This window comes from Candidatus Sodalis pierantonius str. SOPE (genome assembly GCF_000517405.1).
GTDB classification, from domain to species: domain Bacteria; phylum Pseudomonadota; class Gammaproteobacteria; order Enterobacterales; family Enterobacteriaceae; genus Sodalis_C; species Sodalis_C pierantonii.
Window position 1 is genome coordinate 585,494 of sequence record NZ_CP006568.1, and the last position, 22,709, is coordinate 608,202.

Genomic DNA, 22,709 nt, shown 5'->3' on the forward strand with positions numbered 1-22,709 from the left:
GTATTCAACCAGGCCAAAGGGCTTATCCGGATGGCTATAGCGGGGAGGAATATCTAGCGGCCGGCGGGTGCGAAAAAATCCACATGTAACTTGAACACCTCTGCGCGCAGGGTTAACCGGGTCAGCACTTCTTCGATATCGCTTTCGAGGATAGGGCGCACCACCGACTTATCCGCCGGGTTGGGTACCGCCTGAACGCAGGCCATCAACTCATCCAGCAGGGGTTTCGCCTCGTCGGGTGGGATTTTCGCGATGGCTTTCAGCCCCTCCACCGCCATGGCCGCCATCCCCATGCTGCGCAGATCATCCGGGAGGTCGACGCCGCCACGCCCCATAGCCATCAAGGCTCGAATCGCTCACCACTCGGCCTGCGAAGCGGCCATTTCCTTGATGTAGAACATCTTGCCCTGGTCACGACCATCACGTTCAATGGTGATAAATGTCTCTTTACGCGCCATCAGTTAAACGCCTCCGCCGTAATCGATTCCCACTCGATGATCGCTTGACTGGCCTGCAGGATACGCGCCGCGTCCGGCAGGGCTTTCCACTGCTTCAGCACGCCATTCACACATTTGTACTGACGCTTGAGCGCCGGCAGGACCACCGTGGCGTTACAGCGAAAAACCGCCACACTGGCGCGCGATATCGCAGCCCAGGTGTCAAACACGTCACGGCTGGCGGAATCGGGCATAATATGGAACGTCTGGCTGATGTTGCCGCAAATGAAACCGGCGGACAGTTTCCCATCGGCCCCGCGCACGGTTTCAGCGAGGACCAGCGCGTCGGTACCGTATACGTTATCCGCGGCAAAGTCCTGCAGCTGTACACCTGACGGATAGAGATTTATCACGGACAACGTAATGATCGCGTCGGCAGCGGTAATGGTATTATTAGACATTATTGAACCTCCGTAGATGCCAGCATCAGCTTCTGGATACTGCCGCCGTCGCTGTACCACAGTGAGCAGCTCGGGCTGGTTCGTCCGGCGCGCAGGGCCGGCAGCATATCGCCGATATACAGGTAATACCCGGTGGCAAACAGCGTCGCGGACACGTCTTCCCCCACGGCATTGCTGATTTCCAGTTTCTGCGCCGCGGACAGCGTGACCCCGGCGCGAATACCGCCCCAGGCCTTGAACTGTTCGATCACATCGCTCATCGCAGTGGCAACAAGCGCCCGACCGGCGTTGTTATACGGGACGGTTTTGTTCGACTTGAACAACGCCAGCACCGCGCCCTGCAGATTGGCGTTCAACCAGATTTGACCGCAAAAGCTGTCCAGCCACTTGAAATCCCCTGTGATGGTGCCATCGGCCCAGTAGTCTTCGACGATATTGTTGGCCGCGTATTAGCCGTAAAATTGTATCCGTTGGCGATCAGCGCGTCGTATTCCGTCTCGTGCGTCACATCTGCCGCCAGGCCGTTATATTCGCGGAATTTAAACGGAACGCGCCCCGCGAGGCGGACAAAATCCAGTGCCGCGGCATAACTCATCACCGCAGCCGGTTTCTTTACGTCGGTACAAAACACCGGTACGATACTGCCGTAATTATTGAACGTAATGATCGCGTGGGCGATATGCTCTTCACTGCCGGCGACCTTTGCTGTTGCACGGGTCGTCCAGGCCACGTAAAAATACCGCTTGTTCTGGCTGCTGGCCCAGGCAGACAACGCTAAATGCTCGGCGTCTTCACACTCGAATACCGTCGAGAACGACGCCCATTGCGAAGACCTGGCCGTGATGGCGGTAAACATGTCCGGCACCACGGTTTTGCTCGCCCCCTGCGACACTTCAGCACCGGTACTGCGGGTAAGTTTCAACGGCTCGGCAGCCGAGCCTTGTCCGAAGGTGATTGACGTGGTTTCCGGTTGGGTGCCACCCACGGTAATGATGAATGCATGATGCAGGGTGTCATATGTCACGGCAGCTACCGCTGGCGTCAACGCGGTCTGAAGCACCGCGGCAGCGTCGGCAAAACTGGTCACCGCGCTGAAATTCACCTCGATACGGCGGCTTTTGCCGTTTATTGTGAGCGTCAGTGTGCCAGAAATCGCTTTTAACGCCTCAACCGTCATGCCCTTGAATGCGCCACTGCGCAACCAGGCCGCCACCGGTACCCGGTTAAAACACGAAAACAGCAGCTTGCCCGGGGTTTTCGTCGCGTTGTTGTACCCTTGAAAATACATCGCCGCCATGGTGTATTCGTCTGACTCGCCGCCGAAATAAGCCCCGACATCTGCCGCAGAAGAAAACGACAGCACCGCCCCCTGCGGTAGATACGCATTCGTGGTCAGCAGCAGGCCATTAAGGTCAACCACGTTCCCCGCCGCCGCCAATACTCCGGGGTTAATTTTCACATCTTTACTGATTGGAATGGCCATCGAGGGACTCCGTTATGGTCGTTTTGAGGGTCACGCTATCGAAGAAGGCCAGTGGCGCACTGACCACCGGATGAATTTGTGCGACGATATCCAACGTCCAGCGTGGTTCGTATTGCTGCTCACCGTTAATCATCGTAGTCTGGTGTGGCTCGCTGCAATACAGCGGGCAGATCACGTTGCCAGCCCGCCGGAAAACGTCGGTGCCGAGCTCAGAGCGGATCAGCGTGGCAAAAGTCAGCGCATGGCGCGCCGCCGTTTGACCGTAAAAATCCAGTTGACACCGCCACTGCGTGGTGCGGGTTATCTGTTGCGTGCCCGGTCCTGCCGCGACAGGTGCGGTATACGTCACCACGCCCGTGGAAAGGCCGGTCGAATGCAGTGAGGTCATGGTAATGAAGTCCCCGACAGGCATCGACACCGCGTTTTGCTGGCTACGCACGATTTTCACGTCAGTAAAAAGTCCCTGAAGAACATCCCCAAGGGCTTGGTAGAGATCGCTTTCGCTGAGGGAAAGCGCTATGTTTGCAGGCATACAATCACCCTCGTCCAGTCCGGCCAGTTCTCCGGCACAGCAACAACCAACCATTTTTCTTCACCAATCACAAACCGATCGCCGCCCTGTTGACGAGGACGATAAATACCGCACCAGTTGCCGTCGGTATATACCGAGGCAAACACGCCCTGAAGATTCAGGTTATCCAGGTGCCGGATATCGGACTGCGAGACGGCCTGCTTCTGCACCCGCATGACCACCGGCTCAGCGTACGTTGGGGTCTGCGAATAATCCGCCGATGTGACCTGACCGGTGGACCGGTAGATTTTCGCGTCAATAAACGGATTCACTGCTCCCACCGCGCGCAACGCAATGCCGTGTAAATTCATGTATCCCCACGGCATAATCAACACTGTTTAGCATATGGCTGCTGTCGATGAGCGGTTTGTCGAAGCCCTTGCGCTTGATGGTTGATTTAGCCAGCGGCGACGACGTCAGTTCACGAATGGCCTCCTGCAACTGGCCCTTTATTTGCTCACCCATCGCCTCAAGTGCTGCCCGCGTATCCAAATCGTTTTGTTGCATCAAGGACGTGATAGCGCCGCTCCAGGCCGCGCTTTTACTGGCAATCATGGTACGAAAATACGGACGGGGTGACACGGTAATGGTGTGTGCGGGGATCATGACGCTCTGCGCAAAGTTTGCTTTTGACGCTTTCACGAAACGCGTACCCACCTTGCCCGTGCGCGGGTTAGCGCGAAAATGCAGGGTCTGTTCGCGGGCGAGCACCGTGATACTGCCGCCAAACTCATTGACCGCGGCAATCATTGCCACCGGCATTCCCTCCGGGTAGGTCGCCCCTGCCAGAAAACCCACTTTAAGCGTTTTCCCTGTTGCCACGTTTTTCGCCCTCTGCGCCAGCCGTTGCCGAAAAGCATCGCTTCCCCTGATCTTGCCGGCCATATTACAACCCCAGTAGCGCTTTGATGGCGTCGGCGTCTTTGGCGGCCAGGATCTGCCGACCGATGGCACTGGCGTCACTGATATCCGCCACTTTTGGCCGGTAGTTGTCCGCCTTGGCACCGATGGCCTGTCGCGCGGCCGCCGCATCTTTCGCGGTCAGTAGCTGTTTACCGGTCTTCGTGGCATCGGTGATCTGCGCAGTGGTGATGGCAGTACCGCTGCCATCCTGAGGGGTCAGAACCTCTATCGGGTAGCCCCCCATCGACATGGCGCGTTGAGTCATTTCTGTTCTCCTCAAAAATAGTTAGCGCCAGCGGCGCAGGGCGCGATAGTAGTGTGCGGGGTAGCCGCCTGCGTAATAACGCCATGTCCGGTAGGACGCAGTCGCCTACCAGTAATCCGCCCCATACGGGGTTTGCAAGTACCACCAGGACGCGTCGTTACTGCCGCTGCTGTCCACCGACACCGAAACCGAGCCTTCTGACGCACTGGTAATACGCCCAACCAGCCCGTTATCCTCGCCACGCAGCGCGCAAAGATGCGCGACCAGCAGAAACAGTAACTGCTCCCGCTCCTTCAGATCGGCGATAAGACTCGCGTCGGTATTGTCGAGATAAAGCGTCGCTGCCTGATTAAACCGTGCCTGCAGCAGATCATTGCTGGCCGCTGCAAACATCGGATACAGTGCCCAAAACGCCTTACTATCAAACGTCACAACCCCATGGGTTACCCCTTCTGGCGCATCGCCTCATCATCCCGGGCGATGCCCGGTACCGGATTTTCCTGCGACAGCGGCTCCAATCCGAATACGGCTCCGGCCTGCTCCCTCGCCTGCGAGCGGGCACTGTTTTGGCTACTTTGGGCGAAAACCACCCCGTTTTTGATATAGGGTTGTTGGCCGTGTATCGACAACCAGGCATCGAAAAAGGCCTTGTCAACCTGGGTTAAGCCATATCCGCCGGTAACGTGCCCCGCTTCCTGACGATTACCGTTAAGGGTAACGGTCTGCCCTTCTACCTCAAGGACCAGGTCATTGGGCAGTTTGCAGCCCACAGTGACATGTTCAGCCATCGTTTACACTCCCACCATTTATGCAATGGCCTGCGGCTGACGGATGATCGCCCCCCAGGTGCCGGCGGATTTTTTCTGCTCCCAGGCCGAGGGTTTGACCACCACGCTATGCGCCCGCAGTTTTTCCGTAAAAGGCACAATACCCCACATCCTGACCGTCGAGCTTTTCTGCGATAAGCTGAAGGAGCTCACCGGCAGCGGTGGTGTATTCCACAGCGCTGACAGTCGTCAGCTCGGGGAAGTTTTTTGCCAGCAGATCGGAGACATTCACCTTATAGGCGTTCGTCTTGGTCAGGTGCACCTCAGCGGACGGCGACAAGCACAGCTTCATGCTGTCAGTGCGCTCAATCAGGCCTTTGGTCTGCGTCACCAATTGCTTGTAAAGACGCACGATGTCGTCATAGACTGCCTGACCGTCCTTGTCATCCCAACTGACTTTACCATTCACCGTCGCCGGCGTAATGGGTGCCGACAGGCTCGGGTCATTCAGCAGACCGTAGTTCTTCAAGCCGTCAATGCCGTAGAAATACGACTTGTTCTGAAACTTGTTGAGCACCAACGCCGACGCCACATTAAGTTCAGCCGCCCAGCCTATGCGCCCCTCGCCATACATATCCAGCTCGCGCTCACCCCACAGGGTAAAGGTCTGGTAATCTGGTAATGGTAGCTTTGCCGCGGCTCCCAGTTCACATTGGCGCTTACCGTACCGTTATGGCTGTAGTCACCGTAACTGCTGACCTGCCCGGTCGATTCCACAATGGGGAATTGCGCGGTCAGCGTGGTCCAGTCGCCTTTTTTGGTTTCGCCCATGATTTGCGACGCCTTCATTGGCGTTACCATCACGCGGATCAGCTCAGGGTCAACATAGTTAGTGAAGTACGCCGGAATACCGCCGTTGGTCTGGGTCACCATCTGCGGTTGTGCATCCATGGCCAACGCATAGTTACCCGCATAGTCAGCCGGCAGGTACGCCTGCGCACCCGGCAGGATAATGCCGTAATCGCGACGGGCGGTGGCATAGTGTTGCTTGAATTTATTCAGTACTTGCTCCAGGTGCTGATCATGATCAGGTCTTTCGCGGCCGCCTCACTGGCGGCATAAAAAGCGGTTTCGGCAAAGCTGTCCAGGCTGGCACCGGCGGCACCGGTGGCGATCTCACCGGTCGTCAGCGAGGCAAACACCTTCTGCCCGCGCGTGGCCGCCGTGGTGGTCCGCGCCCAGACATCGCCGGCGGTTATCAGAGTGCATTCACGGCCCGACTGGATCAGCATGGCGGCGGCAGCCAGCCACTCAACAATGGCGGCCTGCCCGTCCCGCGGTACAAATCCCGCCGGCGCGCCCGTGCCCTGGTTGGTCGCCACACCGTTAACGACCCAGGCAAAGCGGCCTATCGTCAACCCGACCTGACCCGTGACCAGCGCCCCTTCTCCCGCCACAAAGGACGTATACGGGTTTGCACTGGCAAACACGCCTTCCACGCCCGGCGCCGAATACTGGTTAATACGTGTTGGAAAACTCATCTCAGTAACCTCGTTTCAGTTTGCCCGCACTCGGGAAATCCGCCGCAAAAGACGATGCCGCGGCAGTGTCCATCGCGATACGCGGGGTCGCGACCGCCTGCTTTTGCTCTACGGCGTATTTCACCATACTGCGATACGCGCTGGGGTGGACGCCGTCGGTCTCAATACCGACTTGCGCCAGCGCCGTGCGATAGACCTCTTCTGCCGAATCCATCGCCACCACCTCGCCAATCAGGGGCCGCCCGTCACTTTCTGCCATCCGTACCGCACGGAAATTTTCGGCGGCGGCGCGGGTGGCGCTGTCCGTGGCCTGTTTAATCGCCGCATCCATCGCCGGTTTGCTGACCGTATCGGGTGCGGGTGGCTCGGGGGCATCATCTGCCGCCGGCATCAATGCCGCCCGGATTTTCTCCAGCACCGCTTCCGGCACCTTATCGCTCAGCAGGGCCAGTACCGTATCCAGCGGGTTATCATTATCCAGTGCCGGTGCTGCCTCTTCGGGTTCGACCACCGCTGCCGCGGCTTCCATCAGCTCGGCCAGTTCGGCCGGCTCAATCTCCATATCCTGCGCCAGATGTTCACCAAAGACGGCCTTGACCGCATTGGCAATCGCGTTTGGACGCTGATGGGCACCGACCAGCCGGGTCAAGTCCTTCGGTGACGCATCCTGCGCAAGCCGGGGCCTGAGATAGGCACCCAGCGCGGCGCGCATGGCGACACCCTTACGGTTTAATTTCATGTGTTGTAACTCCTGAGGAAGGGAATCAAAAACCAGTACATCCGACCCCGCCCGGCCATCACCGACCAGGGCCACATGGTTACCGACAATCTGGCGCATCACGCCGTCATAGCGGACACCGTCCGGCGTTTTACCAGGGGTCATGTCGGCAACGTAGGCATACGAAGACGACAGCTCACGTTGCTCACCGGTTTCGATACCGGCGATAGCGGCGTTGTCCCAGATGGACAGGCCATTCACCAGATAGGTGCCGTCAAATTCACTGCTGGCATGAGTGGTACCACAGCGGTATTCACGCGCCGGTGCCCCCGGATAGTCGGGCTGGTGCCGGCACAGCACGGGGATAGTGTTAAAGGTAGGCGCGCCTTGACGCAGCTCGTCCGGATCACGGTACAGCATGTAAAGTTTGTCAGGCTTAAGTCCGAGTACGTCGGATTGCGGGATTTCCCGCCCGTAATAGCCGCACACATTCGCCTTGCTGATGGCGCTGCGCGCCACCTGCAACCTGCCCACTTTGTCAAAGTGCCGTACCGAACGCCGGTCAAAAGCCAGTCGTTCCGTTGTCATTGATTACTCCAGTCCGGGTAAAATCGCCTCCCAGGTGCAGCGGCAGTTGATTTCCTCGCCCGGCATCACCCACTTGCCGTCCAAATACAGCCCTTTGGCCAGATCGAATGTCTGGCCGTCTGCTTTCACATGCGAGGACCTGGGCACCTTGCCGGCATGGGAGTGGCGCCAGCGGCCGTGCGTCATACCGAGCGCACGTTGGCGGGCGCACTGCATGGCCGACGTTGCCTTGTTGTTCTGATCCAAAGCGATAAACGCCGCCCGACGCCGGGCGACGCCATAGCGCTGTTGTAATGCTTTGGTCAGCGTGCCAAGATCACGCCCGTGAGAAACGGACTGCATCACCAGCGTTTCAACCTGGGTAAAATAGTGCTGAGGAATGGAGCGGATCAGATTGACGTTCTCGGTAAGGGTCGCCTGAAGCACGTTATTCATTTCCGACGCCATCTTGAACGGCACCGTGAACCCCGCCTGCTGTAACGCGGTGGCAAGGAAAGCGTCGCTGTTGTTTATCACATCGACGGCGAAACGTTCAGCCAGCTTTGCCGCCAGTACGTCGAATTTTTTACGCCAACGCCTGGACAGCTTGCCCATGGCGTCCCGCATCATGATAGCCGCAGAGGCATCTTGCGCCAGTCCCGTCTGCCGGTATTCCGCGCGCAGCCAATAAAGTGTGCTGCGGTGCAACTCCCGCACCGCCTTATCGAGCTGCCTACGGTACCCGGCTTCAATCCCGGCGTTCGGGCGGATCGACCTCAGGCGCTTTTCGTTCCTGCTCTTCCTTATCGTCGTCGAAAAGCGCTTCATCGTCGTCAATGTCGATATCCCCGCGCAAATCAAGGCGGCTGTACGGACTGTCCGGATCTGCGGCCAGTTTTTCGCGCACCTCGTTATTGGTCATCGCCCCTACGCTTGCGTAAATCTGGTCGGTCTCCGCCTCGATTTTACGCAGCGTCGCCTGTTGCTCCCGGGTCAGTTCATGAAGAGGCTCAAATTCAAAGGTGATATCTGGATCGATATCGCCAAATTCCGACAGCTGGATGATGTCAAGCACCCGTTTCAGGGGTTTACGAAAGAGTTTTTCCTGCAGGGCCGCGATGGTGTCGTAAAACACACGGATTTCTCCTTCACTGGAAGCATTGAGCCCGGTCGGACTGAGGCCGGCGAATTTCACCGAGGGGATCCCGCTGACAAAAAACATGTGCTCCTGGGCTTGCGCCTGCAACGTGTCCAGGCCACTCAGCGGCGTGTTAACCTGGAAGAAATCTTCTTCTTCCTTGTCAAGTATCAGCAGGCCGCGGTTATCCCGCGTCTGGTTAAACAGCTCGGCTCGCTGCGTGTAACCCGGATCGTATTTCCCCTGCAGGGCGGTACCCAGCTTGGTTTTGATGCCGCTTAATGAAAACGCATGCAGAGTATCGCCCACGCTGTCACGGGTGCGCAACCAGTTATTCACATACGGCTCCGCCATTTGCGTCAGTGATAACTCCCCAAAGTTATAGGCGGCCTTCAACATATCGGGAACCGGGCGTGAGACAAAATTCAGCAGGCGACTGGCATGGACCGTCTTCTCCATCACATACCATTCCGTCGGCTGGTAAAAATCATTACTCAACGGATTATCGGCGTTGTACATCCCCGGGTAGGTCCACACCGGGTCCACTACCCGCAAGGCATGCAGGGCACCGCGAGCGATTTTTTTAGCCGAAATAAACAGCGGCGATCGCAACTCTTCCGCCTCTGTCCAGGCCGACAGCCCTGTGGGCGAGCGCATGTCGAGATAAATCTGCCCGCGGCCAAAAAAGCCATCATGCCCCGCCGCCAGCCGAAACGCCTCCTGTACCCGGTAACGGGCCAGGGCGGCGGCAAGCTGCGTCACGCGCGCCGCCTTGCTCTCATCGCCGTCGCCGGCAACAGTGACGTTTATCCACTTGCGCGTCATCTCTTCGGCCATCACGCTGACCATACGGCGGTACTCGGGTAGCTGTGCCATCTGGGAAAGGTAGGGATAGCCCGGAAAACCGCCAATCACCGCATCGGGGTAGCTGCCGTTGAGCATATCGTAGGGGGTGGTGTCCATCGCCAGTACGGCAGGGCGAATAGCCTCTGGGATCACCCCCTTCGGCGGATCGTACGTCTCAAACCGCCGCCGTTGACGCCGTTGATTCTCTTCCAGCATCTGCGCATGTACGCGCATTGATGAAGGCGTTACCGGCACCGCCGGGGGTGCCGCGGTACCTACTGGCGGTTTTTTTGCTTTGAAGGGCTACATGAAACGCTCCTGATCAGTTCGGGGGACACGCTTATCGGGTGGTGCCGGCCGGTGATATACCCATCCAGTGAGTAGCGGATGGCGTCCCAGCAATGGTTGTGTTTATCCACCAACACCGGCAGCACCTCATGGGTTTGCCGGTCAACCTTGTACGAATACAACCGCGCTTCCTGTGCGGTATGCGCACACCGGCTATGAATAACGATATGCTCGAACCCCCGCAGGTAGGCAATCCCGTCCTCGACGCTGCCCGGCCATTTGGCGGCCGCGCTGATACGAAATCCCTGCCGCTCAAGGTAGCTGATGGTCTCCGGTCGGCTGTTGTCGCCTTTAATCAGCCAGTCATGGGCACCGGGCACCTTGTCGTAAAACGCCGGCAGGTGGTTGAGTTCGACGCTCACGCCGTACTGTTCATGCTCAATGTAAAGGGTTCGTCCAAGGATAAAACTGCGTATCAGCGTGCTGGGATCGTTGGCGAAGCCAAAGTCCGCACCGAAAAACAACCGGTCAGCCTGCTGCCACAGGTCGTCAGCGAAGGACTCCACTCTGTATTTGCCGGAAAACACCACCGCGTCGCTTATCGTGCGCGGTTTTCCCAGCCAGATATGCTCATAGGCGTCGTAATCAACCCGTTTCAGGTACTCCATTTCCTGCCGAAGTACCTTGGGGAACCAGGGGTTATCCGTGTAATTGACCTGCACCACCACGGCGCTCTCTGGGGGGGTGACAACAAAGCGCTGATACGTCGGGTCAGATTTTTCGCGGGGGTTAAAGCTGACCCAAATCTCAGACTGGCCCGTTTCATCTTCCTTACGGATGGTGGGAATGAGCACGTCCCATGACGCGGCGCTGACCGTCTGCGCTTCCTCCACCCAACAGATATCAACACCTTCGGTCGATTTGATCCCCTGGATGTCATAGCGCAGGCCTTTGAAAATAAACTCGGCACCGCAACGGCTACGAATGCTTTTCTCTTTGATGTCAAACCAGGCGGATAAACCGAGGGCGGCGATCTTGTCGGTCAACAGCCGGTGCACCGAGTCCTTGATGGTGTTCTGTACTTCACGCGTGCACAGCACCCTTAGCTTCTTTGACGCTGTCAGCACCACCAGGGCGCGAGCGATTTCCCACAACTTACCGCCCCCGCGCCCACCATGAAAAACCTTGTAACGCGCTGGCTGGAAAAGCACCTTGAACTTGGGGGAAAAGTCCAGATTAACCTTCACCCTCTCCACCCTTTTCACTGAACTGCACCACAAACGTCGGGGCCTGCCCGTCCACGCCCGTCAGTTCGTTTTTGACATTGTCTTTGAATGCTTGGACACTGACGTGTTTCCCTAGCAGCTCCAGGTTCTTCAGCTTGTCCGGCCATTTGATTTTTTTCAAAATACCAATGGCATCACGCGCCTCGCCCTTGCCCTCAAACATCTCGGCCAAATCAACGCCGCTCAGATAGCGGCACCAAGTGGCCGGCCATTCAGCCAGGGGCCTGACGCGGAGGTCTTCGTCAAGAATATCCGCCACATCCATGTTGTCGATTTCCAGCAGACGCTGGAGAACATAACAGGCATCGATATTTATCTGCACATTGCGCGCCTGCTTCAGTTCATCAATACGCTGCCGGACCGCCTCTTCCTGCAGCAGGTTATAACCATTCTGGTCAGCGCCGTTCTTGCTGTATCCTGCGCGTACGGCGGCCGGTCCCGCTTTGAGGTCGATAAGGTATTCATGGCAGAACATCTCTTTTCGGGGCGCTAGTTTTTGTGCGTTGGGTTTATCCCGTTTTTCCATCGTCATTATTCCTCGTGTTTTTCATTCTCTGTCACAGGCGTAGTAATAACACCATCGACCTGACTCAACGAGAAAACAATCTGCTCTCTATCTGTGGTCATGATAATCAGCATTCCTTTAGAAAACTGAGGGTAAGTCAGTGATTGAAATATTCGACATCCCAGATGACGAATACCTACATGAATCTCAAAATATTTCGTGGACATAGTGCATTTCCTGCTGTTTTATGTGCCCGCCCTGACGAACTTTGGTGCGGTTGGGGATAATCACAAAGCAATTACACACGGGTCTTCCGATGATTTAACATTCACTTATCTCGCTTAACCATCTGACGAATAGACCATAAAATAATCATGACGGCGAAGACGGTTCCCCAATTCACAGGAATTAGCATCCAGCCTGTATAAGAGGTCAGTAAGTTCCATGCCCACAAAAGCAGCCAGGCAAAGCCTAACTCCACACTGAACACGAATATCGTTAGGCCAGTAAGTACCATAATGGCTTGGCCTGTCGTTAATCCCGAAGGTTTCATTTCTTAATCGCCTCAATCTGCCTCAGCGCGGCCTTATCCTGATTACATATCTCCAATGCCAGTAGCAGCTTCTCGTTGAGTATCACGCTGTCGCCCCACGTCATGTTGTCGGGAATAACCGGCGGTGGGCAGTCATCGAGCAGGGTGGCCGGTATCGGCGCGGGCGGGATGGGCAGGTATCTTGTCTGCGTGCGCACGCAACCGGTTAACAGCGCCAGCAGGCACAGGCAAGCGAGCGCAGCGCTCAGAAGTCATGCCCTCGCGTATCTGTATGATACGCGGCTGAAAGTCCTGCACCGCTTGCTGATGTGCATCCTGTGTCGCTCCGGCTATCTGGTTGAACAGCGCTACTGCCTGTTCATAGTGGGTAAACTGTGCGCGGGCGGCGTCACGCTCGGCGACCATCGATTGATTCGCCTGCTTCAGGCGGGTGATTTCGACGTACTGGAGCCTGACCACGATGGCGAGAGAGGTAATCGTCGAGAGCATCGCGGCGAGCGTGAGGAGTTTCCAGCGCATCGCTTTTTATCCTTTCAGACACAATCGGCGCTCGGCTTCCCGGCGTGTTGTCAGACCGGGGTACTTGCCGCCATTGTTGAACTCTGGCAGACGCTCACACATCTCACGCCATTTTCCCTGCTGCGCCAGTTTATGAAGCGTCGTTTCATGGCGCTAGCCGTTCGTCCCTTTGTAAGTACGCAAGCCGTAGCAACCCGTAGTGAACGCGGCTGAAGTCATGGCGCTAAAGGTGTTGTCCGACATCTCACGCTCCCGGAAATAGGTGTTGATACAGTGCTCCGCATCCAGAATATTGCGCTGCCAGTCTGCCGTTATCTGCTGGTCGGTTTTGTGAATGCCGGGCTTGACGCCGTGGGTATTGCCAATGCCATCGGTTAATCGACCGGCGGGGCAACAATATGGATCCCGGAGGCAGCCTTCTGAATTGCCGATAAGCTTCAGTCCCTCGGTATTGGTGCGCACCTGTCCGTGTGAAACGACCAGAGCAATTATGGCGGTCACGGCACAGACAGGGCCGGCCGCGTGTTTAATGCTCATCGCGTTTCGTCCTGAAACGGTATTCCTTGTGTCGGTAAACCCAGTTCAGCAAGAAAGTAGCCAGCGTACAGGCGATACCGGTAATCAATGCCCATTCACTGAGCGAGAACGCACCCAGCAGGCACGTGACAAGGGCCCAGCTGTAGGCAGAGCCGGTAGTGTATTTTTCCATTGAGGGTATCGGGGTTATTGCGCCACCTCGTCCGGGGTGGCTATCGGTCAGAAAAAAGGCTGCATAGTGGTAGCCATACAATCAGGCATTCGCTGTCAACGTGTCGGCGCCAATGCCAACACAGGATAACGCCTTGATATCTCTGGAGGTGAGGTCTCTGTACCGCCGGATATCGGCGCCAGGGTCAACCAGCACGTCATAACACCCCAGACGCTCGTGCAAGGCGATGATTAAATCCTCAACAAAGAGCGGGTACTTATAGGCTGTAGATACCTTGACGGGGTCTTCCTCCGTCTGCCCCACCTGTTCGGCAGCGAAGTCCAGTACGCCCCGAAGGTGTTGACCGTATTCCCCTTCCAGATGCGCTAGCATCCGGGTACAGGCGTTAAACGATTGGCCTTCAAGTGCTGCCGTCAGCACGTTGCGGCTATAGCTGCGTCGGGCTACCTGGTCACACAGACGCTCAGGGTTATCGTCATTTACGTCTGCCCAGCCGATATCCGTTTCTTTGACCAGATGGTCAAGGTAGCGAAGTGTGCGCGCCGTTTGGGGAGTCTTCGTCATCAGGCCGCTAATGCGGATATCCAACGAGCAGGGAGCGGTTCGACACCTGACCAGCAAGGCCAACCCACGGGGGATAGCCTGAAACACACTGACAATGTGCCGAAAAACCGAGAGCGCCCCGCGCTTAGCAAACGACCAGCACGAGGGCTTGCTGTCAAAGTCCACCGACCGGTTACGAACACTGGCGATACTTCCTGCTAGCGGATTCAGCACCGTACGACCGGGCATGGGGCGAATAGCGGGTGTGATGGACGAATTTGCGCAGATAGCGGATAGCATGTTCGCTCCTTCAGTAAATTCCAACCAACAAAAAGGCCACGCCGGAGCGTAGCCTTGAAAAATGAGTCAAACGTGAATTGGAGCCTGTTTAGAAATTTGTGTATTTGCCTGATTTTGATATGTTCAATCCAACATCAAAAACAGGTTAATTTATGGACGAAAAACAGTTGCAGGTTCTGGCTAACGAACTGGCCAAAAATCTCAAAACCTCTGAAGATCTCAGTCACTTCGATCGGCTGCTGAAAAAAATCAGCGTCGAAACAGCTCTCAATGCCGAAATGACCCATCACCTCGGCTACGATAAAAATCAGCCTAAACCGGGGACCAACGCCCGCAACGGCTATTCCACAAAAACCGTTACCACTGGCGATGGCCCGCTGGCGCTGCGTACTCCGCGCGATCGTGACGGTTCCTTTGAACCGCAACTGGTGAAGAAGAACCAGACCCGGATTACCGGGATGGATAACCAGATTTTATCGTTGTACGCCAAAGGGATGACCACCCGCGAGATCGCCGCCGCGTTCAAAGAGCTGTATGACGCCGATGTCTCGCCGGCGCTGGTCTCAAAGGTCACCGATGCGGTCATGGAGCAGGTTGTCGAATGGCAAAACCGGCCTCTGGATGCAGTCTATCTCATTGTTTATCTTGACTGTATCGTTCTAAAAGTCCGGCAGGACAGCCGCATCATCAACAAATCTGTGTTCCTGGCGCTGGGCATCAACATCGAAGGCCAGAAAGAGTTGCTAGGTATGTGGCTGGCCGAAAATGAAGGCGCAAAGTTCTGGCTGAACGTGCTGACAGAGCTGAAAAACCGCGGCCTGAACGATATCCTTATCGTCTGCGTAGACGGGCTGAAAGGTTTCCCTGACGCTATTAACGCGGTGTATCCGGAGGCGCGGCTCCAGCTGTGTATCGTGCATATGGTGCGCAACAGCCTGCGTTTCGTCTCCTGGAAGGACTACAAGGCCGTCACCTGCGACCTGAAAGCTATCTATCAGGCCCCTACGGAAGAAGCCGGCTTGCAGGCGCTGGAAGCGTTCTCCAGTGCCTGGGACATCCGCTACCCGCAAATAAGTCGAAGCTGGCAGGCAAACTGGGCCAATCTGGCCACGTTCTTTGCCTACCCAACGGACATCCGCAAGGTGTTCTACACGACCAACGCCATAGAGTCGTTAAACAGCGTGATCCGGCATGCCATCAAAAAGCGCAAGGTGTTCTCAACCGACGACGCAGTGAAAAAGGTGGTGTGGCTGGCGATACAGGCGGCCTCACAGAAATGGACAATGCCTTTGAGGGACTGGCGCATGGCAATGAGCCGCTTTATTATCGAGTTCGGTGACCGCCTGGACGGTCACTTCTGAGAAAAGGCATTTACACAGAATCGTGTACAGGGTCGGGTTGATCAGGACTCGAACCTGCAGCTTACGGTTTAACAACTCGTACGCTCTTCCACACTGAGCTACCGACCCTAAAAATCACACCGCCGGATTAAGGTACTTATTACCTTGACGTGCGTCAAGCTTACCCCGGTAAATTTTTCATTAACTACAGGATGATTGCCATGCGCTATAGAGCACAGGGCAGTGTTACATTTTGAGAATGGCAGCAATAATACTGACGGCAGCAGCGACCATTAGCCCGAGCCGGATGGTCATCTGCATGCCAAGCTTCTCAAATTTATCGTTAATTTTATCGAAACGAGCATCAACCTTATCGAATCGAGCATCCATTTCCTTGCGTACATTGGCAATATCTGCCGATAAGTCTTTACGGACGTTGGCGATTTCTGCTGATAAGTCTTTGCGGACATCCTCGAGATCGCGCTTGGTTGCCACGTCAACGGCCTCATGCGATTCGCGCACAGCTTCAGAAAAAGCTTCAGCCTGTTTTGCCGGCACTCCAGCCAGTTCAAGCTTTTTCACAAATTTTAAGGTATCAAACGCGACTTGGCCCATAAGTGACTCCTCTGATTTTAAGCCGAGTGTAACCCAGTAATCTTATTGACGGAAGAATAACCCATGCGCTATAGTCAATCCGCACCTGCAAATTCAGGTGCCGGGATTAGCGTTCCGCTGAGGTTTACCGCGACAATGTGACACGCCGCGAGCGTGTTTTTTATTATCCAAAACATCCGTACGCCTTAACAATGGTGGACTGGATGGGGCAGCCGCAAGGCTGGCCGGTTGGTAAACCCGGTAACGCTAACTCCGTTCAGTTCACCGCCAATCAGAGATTAGCGTCTCTAGGTGGTGAGTAAATTTAGTTTACCGCTGGAGGTCAATATGACCACTACCTTAACTTTTCGTGATACCATTCTTGAAACCATTACCCACAACGGGCAATTCTGGTTTACTTCCGCTGAGCTTGCTAAAGCTCTTGAATATTCAGACGCTAAAAGCGTTTCTATCATATACAGCCGTAACAAAGACGAATTTACAGAACAGATGTCATTGGTTATCAATTTGATAACCAATGGGATAAACAGTAGGTTACGTGAAAAAGCAGTCCGCATCTTCTCACTGCGCGGCGCTCATCTGATAGCGATGTTCGCCAACACGCCGATCGCCAAAGAGTTCCGCAAATGGGTGCTGGATATTCTCGACCGCGAAGTCGGTCAGCCCGTTTACCAGCCTGAAGCCCCTGAACGTTTTACGCGCACCGATACCCGTAACCTTGCGCGTTTAGTCTGGTGGATCACCCAAGGTTTCCGTTTTGGACAGGCATGGACCAATGCCGTTTACTATTCCCTGCGTAATGTGACCGGCACCCCGTCGCCGATGCCTTTTGAAGCGCAGCATATCCCCCTGCTGGCCGAAGAGTGCCGCCGCATTTACTACGTTACCGAAAGCCTTCGGAAGATCACCCTCGAAGCAGAAAAGCAAACTCTCAAACGCATTCTGCGCAAGCGTGAAGACGTCCAAACCGTGCTGGCCGAAATACAGCAATTTTTTGAAAGCAGCCATCAACAGCAACAACAGGGCATCGCTGAGCACATTGACCACTGGTACGAAGACGAAGTTAAACACTTCCTGACGCGCCACTAACCCAGTAATTCCGCCTCGGGATCGCGCCGGGGCTTCATTAATCACATTGACTTGTGAGGAGCTTTAACATGCAAAATTTAATAAACGTACAAGATTTAACCATAAATAACAGTGACGGCATAGACTCGCAGCGGTTGCTAACTATGGTCAACGAAACGCGCAAGGAGTATGGCGAGAAGCCTATTCGTAACAACGACTTTATCAGTCGCGTCAAAGATGAACTTGAAAGCGTGACCTACGAAATTTTCGTAGGTCAAAAAAACGGCGCTGATATTGAAATTATCCATATGACGCTCAAGCAGGCCCTCCGCGTTGCAGCACGTGAATCCAAAGCAGTACGCCGCTCGCTGATTGATAAGCTGGAGCAACAGAGTACGCCGCAAAGCCCCAACGAAATCATTGCGGCTATGGCACTGGCGAACGTCGCCCAGGAGCGCCATCTGAAATCGGTGGAAACGCAAGTCGAGCAGGTTGCCGAGGAAATCGACCATATCAAGCAAGGCACGATCCCCGAGGGATATCAGGGCTACAGCTATCTGCAAGCCACTTACGGCCTCAGTAACGCCAAAAGCAAGCAACTGGTCATGGCGTGGAGCGTCCCGCATAAAAAGGTTCCCCATGTCGCGCCGGACGGTCAGGTCACACAGATGTCCGTTGTTCATGAAAATAATTTTGTTTCTGCACTGAGCAACATGATGTACGAGGCAGAGCAGCGCGGCACCCAATGGTATCACCCGAAAATAGGACGCTTTTCTATTGCCGGATGGGAAGCCGCTGAAAATAACGCTAACCCTTCTGTCTATAACGGCTCAACCAAACCGCTAGCGCATTAATTAAAAGGATAAACACCATGACCAAAATCATTGCCTACAAAGGCTTTAACGCCGACCTGACTTGCCGTGATTATCAGTTCGAGATCGGAAAAACCTACCATCACGAACGGCGTGGTAGAAGTTTGCGGCTCCGGTTTTCATGCCTGTGAATATCCACTCGATGTCTTCGGCTACTGCGGGCCAGTCAATCACCGTTTGCCGAGGTTGAAGTATCCGGCGATATCGCCCATAAAGAGGAGGGAGACAAACTCGCCAGTAGCACAATCACCATCAAGAAGGAACTGTCCCTCCACCAAATGGTTGACCGCGCCGTCAAGTGCATAGCAAGTAAAATTGATAAGTCCGCAGGACAGGTGACCATTGAAGGCAACCGGTCAGTCGCCATCCACACAGGCTACCGATCAGTCGCCACTAACACCGGCGACGGGTCAGCCGCAGACGTTAGCGGCTTCGGATCGGTTGCCGCCTCTATCGGCGCGCAGAGTAAGGCCAAGGCCTCCGAGGGCAGCGCAATCGTACTGTGCTACCGCAATAGTGAGGGCGATATTATCCACATCCGTGCCAGCAAGGTGGGTGATAACGGCGTGAAACCGGATACCTGGTATGTGCTTAATGCAAACAGCGAGTTTAAAGAGGCCGATGATTAACCTCTGGTTCAGTTTTGCACTGAAAGCATCTGCACGTCAGGAAGGGGATAAGTTGACGAGGATGTGCGTCAGCCGCCCCACAGTCTCGGAATAACATCTTTAAACAGGCTTTGTTGAATAAATCGAACTTTTAGGTGACTGGCGGCTCTGATCACTACATTCGTTTCAACATCAGGTCCCCATGGCAAAGCAAAAGTTTAAAATCACCAACTGGCCCGCATATAACAATGCGCTCAGGCAGCGGGGGGACCTGACAGTATGGCTTGATGAGTCAGCCATTGCTGCATGGACTGAGAGTACACCACCTGAACATCGTGGCCGGCCACTTCACTACACCGATATGGCCATTACCACGGTTCTGATGATAAAGCGCGTGTTTAACCTTTCGCTCCGGGCGTTACAGGGTTTCGTTGACTCGATTTTTAAACTGATGGGGCTGTCGCTGCGCTGCCCAGATTACTCTCTGGTCAGCCGGCGAGCAAAAACCGTCGACATCAGCATAAAAACGCCAACCCGCGGCGAAATCTCACACCTGGTCATCGATGGCACCGGCCTGAAAATCTTCGGCGAAGGCGAATGGAAAGTCAGACAGCATGGGGCTGAGAGGCGCAGAGTATGGCGCAAGCTTCATCTGGCAGTAGATAGCGTGACACATGAAATTATCTGTGCCGATTTATCGCTAAGCGGTACGACAGATGCGCAGGCGCTGCCCGGGCTGATTAACTAAACCCACCGGAAAATCAGGGAAGCGTCGGCTGACAGTGCTTACGATACGCGTTACTGTCATGATGCTCTGCTGAGGAAAAAAATAAAGCCGCTTATCCCACCGTGAAGTGGTGCGCAATATTGGCCAGCTCGATACCATGAGCGTAACCATGCGGTGGCAAATCAGCATCTGAGCGGCAATAACGATACCTGGAAAAAGAAAGTAGGTTATCACCGGCGTTCACTGGCTGAAACGGCCATGTTCCGGTTTAAAACACTTCTGGGTGGTCATCTGAGTCTGCATGACTATGACGCGCAGGTAGGTGAGGCAATGGCAATGGTTAAAGCACTTAACCGGATCACACTGTTAGGAATGCCAAACAGCGTCCGCATCATGTAACAATCGCCCTGATAGGGAGGAAGTCGTCACAAATTTCGGATTTATTCAACAAAGCGCTTTAAACAATAAACTCAGGACGCTCGCCAGCAGGAACCATTGCAGCAACGTCCATGCTCGAGGAGGTAGATATTGATAAATAATCTACACGGTAAAAAGGTTCACATAGACATAAGTCACAATCAGGAAGGTGGATTTTCTCTGCTCGTTTCTGATGACGTTATCGGGACTCGAATTGCCGGGGCTAAAGTTGGCGGCTGTAGGACCTTGGAACGATTTACTGTAGATGCCCAGGCGCTGATCGACGCAATAACGGAGCATGCCCATGTTTAAAACATTCTGGACAATGAAAATTGTCAATTGGTTTTTCACTGTTTCATGCGGTGCCTGTCTGGGTCTGGCGCTTATATCGTTCAGTGATACATCGCCACTCTATACAAAAATCAACGACGGCATATTGGCACTGCTAGCACTGCTCGGCGTTCGGCTGACGCTTGAATGTATTGCAGTGCAATTTGTTCAGGCCGAAATATTAAAGAAGATTCTTAACAAACTTGAAAATAAGGACACAAATCATGAATAACATTATTTGTAGCGACAGTATACGGGATATGGTTCTGTTCGATGGCGCCTCATCAAAATTATGCGCAAACGCCGACGACGAAATTATGACGATCAAGCGCGAACTGGCAAAATGGAAAACACTGGCTGAAGGGCAAGAATGGCTGTTAAAAGAGGGCGATGAATTCAAACGTTCGATAATCAGCATCTACGAAAAGGGTCTGAAAAATAAAACACCATCGTCTAAGATCCTTATCGACATTATCGTAGACACCTACGCGGCATTAGGGTATCAGGGAGATAGCCATGAGCCGGTATTATAATCAGACACGCGTTGTGCATAATGGCCTTGAAAAATGGGAATCAATTCACAATGGGCTTACTGTTTCTCGCATTGATGAAAGTCTTATCGTTATTGAATCTAGCGAGATGGGCGTTGCGCACGTTAAATTTGAACTCACCAATGAGCAACGCGACAAGTTAATAGCAATCCTCGCACGGGCATAGCCGCAAGACATAAACAAGTCAGACATCAATATGCGCAAAATAATCAGGCGTAGGAAATTCCGTCTTTACGGCGGACCTTACCACGGAGCTACTGTTATGCTGTATTCCGAAAACACATTAATTTTCACGGCGAAAGGCCAGCATGGAAGATACAAAGGCACCCACCCCGATTTATATTGGGAGGCACTGCGTGTCGGCTAAAAAAGTATTTACCCCGCGCCCTTATCAGGCGCGGATGGCGACACATATTCTCACGCATCCGCGCTGTAATATCTGGGCGGGCATGGGGATGGGGATGGGCAAGACCGTCGCCACATTAACGGCGCTGGACACCCTATTTAAATCGGGCAGCGAAACGCGACCCGCGCTGGTGCTGGCCCCTCTACGCGTTGCGACATCCACCTGGCCGGATGAAGCGCTGAAATGGACGCATCTGCGCAACCTTGTGGTGCAGCCCATCACCGGCACGCCAAAACAGCGGCAAGCGGCGCTGGCGAACAGCAACGCCAATGTATTTACCACCAACTACGATAACGCGCTATGGCTGGTTGAGACGCTGCGCGGGCGCTGGCCATTCGGTACCATTATCGCCGACGAGAGCACCCGGCTTAAATCTTTTCGGCGCTTTGTTGAATAAATCCGAAATTTGTGACGACTTCCTCCCTATCAGGGCGATTGTTACATGATGCGGACGCTGTTTGGCATTCCTAACAGCGTGATCCGGTTAAGCGCTTTGACCATTGCCATAGCCTCACCTACCTGCGCGTCATAGTCATGCAGACTCAGATGACCACCCAGAAGTGTTTTAAACCGGAACATGGCCGTTTCAGTCAGTGAACGCCGGTGATAACCTACTTTCTTTTTCCAGGTATCGTTATTGCCGCTCAGATGCTGATTTGCCACCGCATGGTTACGCTCATGGTATCGAGCTGGCCAATATTGCGCACCACTTCGCGGTGGGATAAGCGGCTTTATTTTTTTCCTCAGCAGAGCATCATGACAGTAACGCGTATCGTAAGCACTGTCAGCCGACGCTTCCCTGATTTTCCGGTGGGTTTGGTTAATCAGCCCGGGCAGCGCCTGCGCATCTGTCGTACCGCTTAGCGATAAATCGGCACAGATAATTTCATGTGTTACGCTATCTACTGCCAGATGAAGCTTGCGCCATACTCTGCGCCTCTCAGCCCCATGCTGCCTGACTTTCCATTCGCCTTCGCCGAAGACTTTCAGGCCGGTGCCATCGATGACCAGGTGTGAGATTTCGCCGCGGGTTGGCGTTTTTATGCTGATGTCGACGGTTTTTGCTCGCCGGCTGACCAGAGAGTAATCTGGGCAGCGCAGCGACAGCCCCATCAGTTTAAAAATTGAGTCAATGAAACCCTGTAACGCCCGGAGCGAAAGGTTAAACACGCGCTTTATCATCAGAACCGTGGTAATGGCCATATCGGTGTAGTGAAGCGGCCGGCCACGATGTTCAGGTGGTGTACTCTCAGTCCATGCAGCAATGGCTGACTCATCAAGCCATACTGTCAGGTCCCCCCGCTGCCTGAGCGCATTGTTGTATGCGGGCCAGTTGGTAATTTTAAACTTTTGCTTTGCCATGGGGACCTGATGT

At 54.6% G+C, this 22,709-nt stretch carries 27 protein-coding genes and 8 pseudogenes; 11 read left to right on the forward strand and 24 right to left on the reverse strand.

The window, feature by feature from the left end; all coding sequences use genetic code 11:
* Positions 1-53: 53 nt before the first annotated feature.
* The 22 genes and pseudogenes from SOPEG_RS03060 to SOPEG_RS03170 form a co-directional block, all read right to left on the reverse strand.
* Entirely contained in the window at positions 54-341 is a 288-nt protein-coding gene (locus tag SOPEG_RS03060) for a hypothetical protein (RefSeq protein WP_236851599.1), read from the reverse strand.
* Positions 342-457: 116 nt separating this feature from the next.
* Entirely contained in the window at positions 458-898 is a 441-nt protein-coding gene (locus tag SOPEG_RS03065; protein ID WP_025244256.1) for a phage tail fiber protein, read from the reverse strand.
* Positions 898-2,381: pseudogene (locus SOPEG_RS03070) on the reverse strand (DUF3383 domain-containing protein). Before SOPEG_RS03070 ends, SOPEG_RS03065 begins: the two are co-directional and overlap by 1 nt.
* Positions 2,362-2,913, reverse strand: coding sequence for a phage neck terminator protein (locus SOPEG_RS03075; RefSeq protein ID WP_025244257.1), 552 nt, complete (start codon positions 2,911-2,913; stop codon positions 2,362-2,364). Before SOPEG_RS03075 ends, SOPEG_RS03070 begins: the two are co-directional and overlap by 20 nt.
* Positions 2,898-3,263, reverse strand: coding sequence for a hypothetical protein (locus tag SOPEG_RS03080; protein WP_025244258.1), 366 nt, complete (start codon positions 3,261-3,263; stop codon positions 2,898-2,900). Before SOPEG_RS03080 ends, SOPEG_RS03075 begins: the two co-directional genes overlap by 16 nt.
* Positions 3,208-3,837, reverse strand: coding sequence for a hypothetical protein (locus tag SOPEG_RS03085; RefSeq protein ID WP_025244259.1), 630 nt, complete (start codon positions 3,835-3,837; stop codon positions 3,208-3,210). The genes SOPEG_RS03080 and SOPEG_RS03085 overlap by 56 nt, the downstream gene beginning before the upstream one ends.
* Before the next feature lies 1 nt (position 3,838).
* Positions 3,839-4,120 carry a hypothetical protein gene (locus SOPEG_RS03090; RefSeq protein ID WP_025244260.1) on the reverse strand — a complete coding sequence of 94 codons (282 nt, stop codon included), beginning with the start codon at positions 4,118-4,120 and terminating at the stop codon, positions 3,839-3,841.
* Between the two features lie 21 nt (positions 4,121-4,141).
* Positions 4,142-4,552: pseudogene (locus tag SOPEG_RS03095) on the reverse strand (DUF4054 domain-containing protein).
* Positions 4,553-4,563: 11 nt separating this feature from the next.
* Entirely contained in the window at positions 4,564-4,908 is a 345-nt protein-coding gene (locus tag SOPEG_RS03100; protein ID WP_025244261.1) for a hypothetical protein, read from the reverse strand.
* An 18-nt stretch (positions 4,909-4,926) separates the two neighbouring features.
* Positions 4,927-5,949, reverse strand: a pseudogene (locus tag SOPEG_RS03105) (DUF2184 domain-containing protein).
* Positions 5,946-6,428 carry a structural cement protein Gp24 gene (locus tag SOPEG_RS03110; RefSeq protein ID WP_025244262.1) on the reverse strand — a complete coding sequence of 161 codons (483 nt, stop codon included), beginning with the start codon at positions 6,426-6,428 and terminating at the stop codon, positions 5,946-5,948. Before SOPEG_RS03110 ends, SOPEG_RS03105 begins: the two are co-directional and overlap by 4 nt.
* 1 nt (position 6,429) lies before the next feature.
* Positions 6,430-7,734 carry a DUF2213 domain-containing protein gene (locus SOPEG_RS03115; RefSeq protein WP_025244263.1) on the reverse strand — a complete coding sequence of 435 codons (1,305 nt, stop codon included), beginning with the start codon at positions 7,732-7,734 and terminating at the stop codon, positions 6,430-6,432.
* 3 nt (positions 7,735-7,737) lie between these two features.
* On the reverse strand, positions 7,738-8,421 hold the full coding sequence (locus SOPEG_RS03120) for a phage head morphogenesis protein (protein ID WP_025244264.1): 684 nt from the start codon (positions 8,419-8,421) through the stop codon (positions 7,738-7,740).
* Positions 8,422-8,461: 40 nt separating this feature from the next.
* On the reverse strand, positions 8,462-9,913 hold the full coding sequence (locus tag SOPEG_RS03125) for a DUF1073 domain-containing protein (RefSeq protein WP_236851602.1): 1,452 nt from the start codon (positions 9,911-9,913) through the stop codon (positions 8,462-8,464).
* A gap of 59 nt (positions 9,914-9,972) precedes the next feature.
* Positions 9,973-11,232: a PBSX family phage terminase large subunit gene (locus SOPEG_RS03130; protein WP_025244265.1), complete on the reverse strand. Its 1,260-nt coding sequence runs from the start codon at positions 11,230-11,232 to the stop codon at positions 9,973-9,975.
* Positions 11,222-11,803 carry a terminase small subunit gene (locus tag SOPEG_RS03135; protein ID WP_025244266.1) on the reverse strand — a complete coding sequence of 194 codons (582 nt, stop codon included), beginning with the start codon at positions 11,801-11,803 and terminating at the stop codon, positions 11,222-11,224. The genes SOPEG_RS03130 and SOPEG_RS03135 overlap by 11 nt, the downstream gene beginning before the upstream one ends.
* Positions 11,803-12,003, reverse strand: a complete 201-nt coding sequence (locus tag SOPEG_RS03140) for a hypothetical protein (protein ID WP_025244267.1) — start codon at positions 12,001-12,003, stop codon at positions 11,803-11,805. The genes SOPEG_RS03135 and SOPEG_RS03140 overlap by 1 nt, the downstream gene beginning before the upstream one ends.
* A gap of 322 nt (positions 12,004-12,325) precedes the next feature.
* Complete coding sequence (lysC, locus tag SOPEG_RS31120) at positions 12,326-12,526, reverse strand: Rz1-like lysis system protein LysC (RefSeq protein ID WP_038468138.1); 201 nt, start codon at positions 12,524-12,526, stop codon at positions 12,326-12,328.
* Positions 12,462-12,848: a hypothetical protein gene (locus SOPEG_RS03155; protein WP_025244269.1), complete on the reverse strand. Its 387-nt coding sequence runs from the start codon at positions 12,846-12,848 to the stop codon at positions 12,462-12,464. The genes lysC and SOPEG_RS03155 overlap by 65 nt, the downstream gene beginning before the upstream one ends.
* A gap of 6 nt (positions 12,849-12,854) precedes the next feature.
* Positions 12,855-13,385, reverse strand: a pseudogene (locus tag SOPEG_RS03160) (lysozyme).
* Positions 13,375-13,557, reverse strand: a complete 183-nt coding sequence (locus SOPEG_RS03165; RefSeq protein ID WP_200867884.1) for a phage holin family protein — start codon at positions 13,555-13,557, stop codon at positions 13,375-13,377. Before SOPEG_RS03165 ends, SOPEG_RS03160 begins: the two are co-directional and overlap by 11 nt.
* A gap of 81 nt (positions 13,558-13,638) precedes the next feature.
* Complete coding sequence (locus SOPEG_RS03170) at positions 13,639-14,145, reverse strand: hypothetical protein (protein ID WP_148296984.1); 507 nt, start codon at positions 14,143-14,145, stop codon at positions 13,639-13,641.
* Positions 14,146-14,552: 407 nt separating this feature from the next.
* Here SOPEG_RS03170 and SOPEG_RS03175 point away from each other — a divergent pair, with 407 nt between their 5' ends.
* Entirely contained in the window at positions 14,553-15,761 is a 1,209-nt protein-coding gene (locus SOPEG_RS03175) for an IS256 family transposase (RefSeq protein ID WP_025244272.1), read from the forward strand.
* Positions 15,762-15,986: 225 nt separating this feature from the next.
* Here SOPEG_RS03175 and SOPEG_RS03185 read toward each other — a convergent pair whose 3' ends face one another.
* Entirely contained in the window at positions 15,987-16,355 is a 369-nt protein-coding gene (locus tag SOPEG_RS03185; protein WP_025244273.1) for a CCDC90 family protein, read from the reverse strand.
* Positions 16,356-16,682: 327 nt separating this feature from the next.
* Between SOPEG_RS03185 and SOPEG_RS03190 the strand changes: the two genes are divergently transcribed.
* From SOPEG_RS03190 to SOPEG_RS03235, 10 genes and pseudogenes are all read left to right on the forward strand, one after another.
* Positions 16,683-17,444: a BRO-N domain-containing protein gene (locus tag SOPEG_RS03190; protein WP_025244274.1), complete on the forward strand. Its 762-nt coding sequence runs from the start codon at positions 16,683-16,685 to the stop codon at positions 17,442-17,444.
* Positions 17,445-17,512: 68 nt separating this feature from the next.
* The gene (locus SOPEG_RS29110) at positions 17,513-18,277 is read left to right on the forward strand and encodes a hypothetical protein (RefSeq protein WP_025244275.1); all 765 of its coding nucleotides are present in this window, start codon (positions 17,513-17,515) and stop codon (positions 18,275-18,277) included.
* Positions 18,278-18,294: 17 nt separating this feature from the next.
* Positions 18,295-18,369, forward strand: a pseudogene (locus SOPEG_RS31125) (DUF7666 domain-containing protein); the annotation flags it as partial.
* A gap of 81 nt (positions 18,370-18,450) precedes the next feature.
* Positions 18,451-18,570 (forward strand): annotated as a pseudogene (locus tag SOPEG_RS31130) (DUF7666 domain-containing protein); the annotation flags it as partial.
* 3 nt (positions 18,571-18,573) lie between these two features.
* A complete protein-coding gene (locus SOPEG_RS30530) occupies positions 18,574-18,924 on the forward strand; it encodes a hypothetical protein (RefSeq protein ID WP_335334072.1) in 351 nt (116 codons plus the stop codon).
* Between the two features lie 181 nt (positions 18,925-19,105).
* Positions 19,106-20,029: pseudogene (locus tag SOPEG_RS23930) on the forward strand (IS5-like element ISSoEn1 family transposase).
* A gap of 322 nt (positions 20,030-20,351) precedes the next feature.
* Positions 20,352-20,609, forward strand: a complete 258-nt coding sequence (locus SOPEG_RS03225; protein ID WP_025244277.1) for a hypothetical protein — start codon at positions 20,352-20,354, stop codon at positions 20,607-20,609.
* Positions 20,602-20,910 (forward strand): hypothetical protein, encoded by a 309-nt coding sequence (locus SOPEG_RS03230; protein ID WP_025244278.1) that lies wholly within the window; start codon positions 20,602-20,604, stop codon positions 20,908-20,910. Before SOPEG_RS03225 ends, SOPEG_RS03230 begins: the two co-directional genes overlap by 8 nt.
* Positions 20,894-21,094: a hypothetical protein gene (locus tag SOPEG_RS27030; protein ID WP_025244279.1), complete on the forward strand. Its 201-nt coding sequence runs from the start codon at positions 20,894-20,896 to the stop codon at positions 21,092-21,094. Before SOPEG_RS03230 ends, SOPEG_RS27030 begins: the two co-directional genes overlap by 17 nt.
* A gap of 142 nt (positions 21,095-21,236) precedes the next feature.
* Positions 21,237-21,716 (forward strand): annotated as a pseudogene (locus SOPEG_RS03235) (SNF2-related protein); the annotation flags it as partial.
* A gap of 56 nt (positions 21,717-21,772) precedes the next feature.
* Here SOPEG_RS03235 and SOPEG_RS03240 read toward each other — a convergent pair.
* On the reverse strand, positions 21,773-22,696 hold the full coding sequence (locus SOPEG_RS03240) for an IS5 family transposase (protein ID WP_025244281.1): 924 nt from the start codon (positions 22,694-22,696) through the stop codon (positions 21,773-21,775).
* Positions 22,697-22,709 lie beyond the last annotated feature (13 nt).

Excerpts from the sequence above, each read along its gene's own strand:
- SOPEG_RS03060 (WP_236851599.1), bottom strand. The coding sequence starts at position 341 with ATGGCTATGGGGCGTGGCGGCGTCGACCTCCCGGATGATCTGCGCAGC.
- SOPEG_RS03065 (WP_025244256.1), bottom strand. The coding sequence starts at position 898 with ATGTCTAATAATACCATTACCGCTGCCGACGCGATCATTACGTTGTCC.
- SOPEG_RS03075 (WP_025244257.1), bottom strand. The coding sequence starts at position 2,913 with ATGCCTGCAAACATAGCGCTTTCCCTCAGCGAAAGCGATCTCTACCAA.
- SOPEG_RS03080 (WP_025244258.1), bottom strand. The coding sequence starts at position 3,263 with ATGAATTTACACGGCATTGCGTTGCGCGCGGTGGGAGCAGTGAATCCG.
- SOPEG_RS03085 (WP_025244259.1), bottom strand. The coding sequence starts at position 3,837 with ATGGCCGGCAAGATCAGGGGAAGCGATGCTTTTCGGCAACGGCTGGCG.
- SOPEG_RS03090 (WP_025244260.1), bottom strand. The coding sequence starts at position 4,120 with ATGACTCAACGCGCCATGTCGATGGGGGGCTACCCGATAGAGGTTCTG.
- SOPEG_RS03100 (WP_025244261.1), bottom strand. The coding sequence starts at position 4,908 with ATGGCTGAACATGTCACTGTGGGCTGCAAACTGCCCAATGACCTGGTC.
- SOPEG_RS03110 (WP_025244262.1), bottom strand. The coding sequence starts at position 6,428 with ATGAGTTTTCCAACACGTATTAACCAGTATTCGGCGCCGGGCGTGGAA.
- SOPEG_RS03115 (WP_025244263.1), bottom strand. The coding sequence starts at position 7,734 with ATGACAACGGAACGACTGGCTTTTGACCGGCGTTCGGTACGGCACTTT.
- SOPEG_RS03125 (WP_236851602.1), bottom strand. The coding sequence starts at position 9,913 with ATGCTGGAAGAGAATCAACGGCGTCAACGGCGGCGGTTTGAGACGTAC.
- SOPEG_RS03135 (WP_025244266.1), bottom strand. The coding sequence starts at position 11,803 with ATGACGATGGAAAAACGGGATAAACCCAACGCACAAAAACTAGCGCCC.
- SOPEG_RS03140 (WP_025244267.1), bottom strand. The coding sequence starts at position 12,003 with ATGTCCACGAAATATTTTGAGATTCATGTAGGTATTCGTCATCTGGGA.
- SOPEG_RS03155 (WP_025244269.1), bottom strand. The coding sequence starts at position 12,848 with ATGCGCTGGAAACTCCTCACGCTCGCCGCGATGCTCTCGACGATTACC.
- SOPEG_RS03165 (WP_200867884.1), bottom strand. The coding sequence starts at position 13,557 with ATGGAAAAATACACTACCGGCTCTGCCTACAGCTGGGCCCTTGTCACG.
- SOPEG_RS03175 (WP_025244272.1), top strand. The coding sequence starts at position 14,553 with ATGGACGAAAAACAGTTGCAGGTTCTGGCTAACGAACTGGCCAAAAAT.
- SOPEG_RS03185 (WP_025244273.1), bottom strand. The coding sequence starts at position 16,355 with ATGGGCCAAGTCGCGTTTGATACCTTAAAATTTGTGAAAAAGCTTGAA.
- SOPEG_RS03190 (WP_025244274.1), top strand. The coding sequence starts at position 16,683 with ATGACCACTACCTTAACTTTTCGTGATACCATTCTTGAAACCATTACC.
- SOPEG_RS29110 (WP_025244275.1), top strand. The coding sequence starts at position 17,513 with ATGCAAAATTTAATAAACGTACAAGATTTAACCATAAATAACAGTGAC.
- SOPEG_RS30530 (WP_335334072.1), top strand. The coding sequence starts at position 18,574 with ATGGTTGACCGCGCCGTCAAGTGCATAGCAAGTAAAATTGATAAGTCC.
- SOPEG_RS03225 (WP_025244277.1), top strand. The coding sequence starts at position 20,352 with ATGTTTAAAACATTCTGGACAATGAAAATTGTCAATTGGTTTTTCACT.
- SOPEG_RS03230 (WP_025244278.1), top strand. The coding sequence starts at position 20,602 with ATGAATAACATTATTTGTAGCGACAGTATACGGGATATGGTTCTGTTC.
- SOPEG_RS27030 (WP_025244279.1), top strand. The coding sequence starts at position 20,894 with ATGAGCCGGTATTATAATCAGACACGCGTTGTGCATAATGGCCTTGAA.
- SOPEG_RS03240 (WP_025244281.1), bottom strand. The coding sequence starts at position 22,696 with ATGGCAAAGCAAAAGTTTAAAATTACCAACTGGCCCGCATACAACAAT.